3 protein-coding genes are annotated in these 4,223 nt (G+C 45.3%); all 3 read right to left on the reverse strand.

The window, feature by feature from the left end:
- Positions 1-190 precede the first annotated feature (190 nt).
- Positions 191-1,585, reverse strand: coding sequence for a glutamate decarboxylase (gene gad / locus JWH17_RS22875; RefSeq protein WP_205225024.1), 1,395 nt, complete (start codon positions 1,583-1,585; stop codon positions 191-193).
- Between the two features lie 118 nt (positions 1,586-1,703).
- Positions 1,704-3,452 (reverse strand): bifunctional aspartate transaminase/aspartate 4-decarboxylase, encoded by a 1,749-nt coding sequence (locus JWH17_RS22880; protein ID WP_205225025.1) that lies wholly within the window; start codon positions 3,450-3,452, stop codon positions 1,704-1,706.
- A gap of 508 nt (positions 3,453-3,960) precedes the next feature.
- Positions 3,961-4,223: hypothetical protein (locus JWH17_RS22885; RefSeq protein WP_205225026.1), on the reverse strand; the 263-nt coding region annotated here is incomplete at its 5' end.

Raw genomic sequence — 4,223 nt, forward strand, 5'->3', positions numbered from 1 at the left:
GCAGATCGTTTATGCTGTTTTTTCTTCATGGAAATGGTGACTCCTTATTGTGGTAATTTGGTCGTTAACACTTTAAGGATATTGCCATTTTCATGATTTCTTTTCAACTATCTGCAGGATTTAGGTATAAATATCAAAACTTAAGTCGAAAACCAAAAAACTCATGAGAAATTCGGGTTAGGGATTTGTGCTAACCATGAGAAAAACCGGAAGATTCCTCGGAACCACTACCATGCTGCATTGGATTTTTAGCAAAATAAGCAATGCACCGTTGTAGATCATCCAAAAGCAAATCCGCCAGGTCTCGGCTGACCCCATGACGAACCAAAATTCGCATAATCACCAGGTCTTCACGTTCAGCCGGCATAGCATAGGCGGCAATCTGCCATCCTCTACTGCGAATACGATCCGAGAGATCAAAGAGATTGAATCCAGGCGATACTTCGGGCTTCAAACAGAAACTCATCGCAGGGATACCGCCACGGCCATTATAGATGATATCAAAGATGCCTATTTTTTCGATTTGATCGGCAAGATAGCGTGCCGTATCGTAGCACGATTGGTGAATTTTCCTGTACCCCTCGATCCCAAGACGTAAGAAATTGTAGTATTGAGCAACAATCTGGCCGCCAGGTCGAGAAAAATTCAGGGCAAAAGTGGGCATGTTGCCGCCTAGATAGTTCACTTCAAAAATTAGATCTTGAGGAAGGTATTCCTCACTTCTCCACACCACCCAGCCAACGCCAAGGGGGGCAAGGCCAAACTTATGGCCGGAGGCATTGATTGATTGTACTCGCGGCAACCGAAAATCCCAGAGCAATTCAGGTTCTATAAAGGGGGCAATAAAGCCGCCACTGGCTCCATCCACATGGATGGGGATATCCAGGCCTGTCTCTTTTTGTAATTGATCCAAAGCGTCACTCACAGCCTGTACCGGTTCATACTGGCAGGTAAAGGTTACCCCCAGGGTCGGGACTACGCCAATGGTGTTTTCATCACAACGCTTGACCACCTCTTCGGGAGTCATGATTAAACGATCACCCTCCATGGGGATTTCCCGCAATTCCACATCCCAATAGCGGGCAAATTTATGCCAGCATACCTGCACCGGACCACAGATCAAATTCGGTTTATCTGCGGGTTTGCCTAGTTCTTCCATTTTTTCGCGCCAGCGCCACTTCATGGCCATACCGCCAAGCATGGCAGCTTCACTGGAACCTGTGGTGGAACAACCAAGGGTCTTTGTTGCCTGGGGTGCATTCCAGAGATCAGCCAGCATGTGCACACAGCGAGACTCAATTTCAGCGGATTGAGGGTATTCATCCTTGTCAATCATGTTTTTGTCGATGCATTCATCCATCAATTGACGGATCTCCGGTTCCATCCAGGTCTGGCAGAAGGTAGCGAGGTTCTGGCGGGAATTGCCATCAAGCATCAATTCATCATGCACTACTTGGTAGACGTGACGAGGAGATTGTTCATTTTTGGGTATTTTGTATTTGGGGAGGCTCACCGAAAGATCGGTAGAGGCATAGATATCATCGAGTAGATTTCCTTCGACTGTAGATTTGTAATGTAATGGCATGATTGGCTCTCCTTTAACCCAATTGTAGCGGCCTTGTGGAATTGCACCTTCTGGGCTTATTGAAGGGGCTATTCATATTTTGTAGAATTTCGGCTTTATGCAAATAAAAGGCGTTGAATTAGGCTGTCAGGAGTTGTTTATACTTTTTCATGACCTCGACTATTGCTCGACCAACATTCCGGCAGTCGGCCTCGTTGATATTGGCTAGGGCTACCCTCAAGGACCAATCCGGTCCGGCAAAGCCTTTGCCCGGCAGGCAAACCGTACGGTGATTCTCGGCTAACTTAAAGAGAAATTCCAATGGATTCCTCTCGGCTAATTGTTTGGTGAAAGCAGGTCCATACATTTTGTCAGCCAATTGTTGTAAATCAATGAGGGCGTAGTAGCGGGTTAGGTTATTGCCTTGCGGCTCGGGGAGACCTATGGCATGGAAGAGGGCAGTCCACCTCTTTTTGAGAATATCCATGATGGACTTTTTATACACATAGTCTTCATCAAGAAGTTCATAGAGAGAAAACAAACACATTGCCACCTGCTGCGGCCCTGATATGCCACCTGTATGTGCCAGTGCGACCTGGCGGCTATCCATTTCCAGGCGTTCATGGAAAAGAATATCATCAGGTCTGGTCGATGTCAGGCGATATCGCATATCCAACATTGCCTGCTTATCCTTGGGCAACTTTTTAATTAAACGGTTGACGATACAATTCTCATGTACCATCACCACTCCTAACCGCCAGCCGGTCACACCGAAGTATTTCGAATAGGAATAGACGCCTAAAATATTTTCCGGCAATTCCTTACCAAAGGTATTGAATTCATCAACAAAACTGGCGTACACCGTATCGGAGATGATGACCATCTCAGGGTTATGGCTTCGGATAGTGTCAGCCATGCGTTTGACCGTATCCGCATTCAAGGAGACAGAGGTGGGGTTGGTCGGATTGACCATGTAGAGTGCCTTAACCGCAGGGTCCTTTAGCTTGGCCACTTCCGAATCCGGTATTTGCCAGCCGAGGTCTTCTTGGCCTTGTATGTATACGGTTTTAAGGTCATAATCATTGAGCAATGGTAGCTCTAGATAAGGTGAAAAAACAGGGGTGACAATGGCAACCTTATCACCGGGGCTCAAAATCATATTTTCCCGAAGAGAATTAAAAATGTAAATCATGGCCGCAGTCGCGCCTTCGGTGGTGAAAAGGTGAAAATCACCCTGCGGTGGGTTACCGCTGAAAACGACACGATTCAAATACTGACGGACAATATGTTCAGTTACTGGAAAAACACGGGGAGGATCTGGGTAAAAGTCAGCCTGGATACCGTCGATCAATTGAAAGGCAAGATCATCCGCATCCAGGGCAACGTTTTTAAAAGCATAATTAAGCCCCTGGGTAAGGAATGCAGCGCCAGGCTCATCTTGTTTTTTGGCAATGGCAGATTGCACCTTGGCTGCCATGCCGTTCTTATCCAGCCGATAACCAACATCTTTAACTGCTGATCCCTTTTTGGCCATTTCAGCAGCAATTTGAATTAATAGGGCAAAGGATTGGCGCACTTCCGTATTTAAAAAGTTGGGGTTACCCCGACCAGCGTTTAAGATTGCATCTCCTGGCTTGCTGCACGCATCCTGGGCTTTTTTGATCAAGAGATTCTTAATTTCAAACGGACTTTCCTGTTCTAATGCTTTCCAGTCAATAACGGCAGCCGCTTGAGCTATTTCTGCTGCTGTCAAGCCAAGGAGATTGCCTGCTGCACTCAGAGACACGCCACAAATGGCAGCATATTTGAAAAAGTCGCGTCGACTTACTCGGCCTTGCTTGGCTTCTTCGGCAACCTCTTTCAGGTATGGATGCATTGTTTCCGACATATATTCTCCTGTTACTCATTTTAGGTTAAAAATACTTTACGGTTGGCGCATTAAAAAAAGTGTATGACAAACAGGATCTTACTGTCAAATAATTACTACTGAAGGAAAAGAACAACTCGATCTCTGCCTTCGTGCCATCAACTTGCAAGCGATCAAGGGTATCCAGAGCAACGGGATGGGCAGCTTATTCCAAGGTAAAGTTTTTGCATCATAGCTTCTGGATATTAATTCGGCACTGAAAGTCAGAGAATGGCCGGATTCAAAAAAAAGTTAAAAGAGAAAAAACAAGATATTTCAGCTGGTGGTCTAAGGTAGTCTGATAAAAGCCTGCGATGGGAAACGTGTAACAACTCGTTATTGTGATGCAAAATACGAATGGAACCTAGACATTTTTCCATCCTTCAAGGAGTCATCAACAGCCTCAATGATAAGAATCGAACACCGTCTCGCTCATAAAACGATTTTTTTTGATTGGAGACAAAGAAAAAGGGTTGACTTAAAAGAAGAGTTAAGGTAGTTTCACCGCTCCCGACGCGGCCACATCAATTCCGGCCACACAGGGTAACGAGCTATGCTTTCGGTAACATACTGAAAGTATGGCGTAATTTAAATAGCTCTTGCTATCGGCCATTTTATGAGTGGCTTTGATCTTTGACAACTGAACAGTAAACAAGCGGGCCAATTGATTTTGGTTTTTTTGAAGTAAGTAAGTCCAATCGTAAGTGATTGTGGCTAGGATATAAACTGGAGAGTTTGATTCTGGCTCAGAAC

This window comes from Desulfogranum marinum (genome assembly GCF_016918565.1).
Classification (GTDB): domain Bacteria; phylum Desulfobacterota; class Desulfobulbia; order Desulfobulbales; family Desulfobulbaceae; genus Desulfogranum; species Desulfogranum marinum.

Bases quoted from the DNA above. Each gene is read 5' to 3' on its own strand.
- gad (WP_205225024.1), bottom strand. From the start codon at position 1,585: ATGCCATTACATTACAAATCTACAGTCGAAGGAAATCTACTCGATGAT.
- JWH17_RS22880 (WP_205225025.1), bottom strand. From the start codon at position 3,452: ATGTCGGAAACAATGCATCCATACCTGAAAGAGGTTGCCGAAGAAGCC.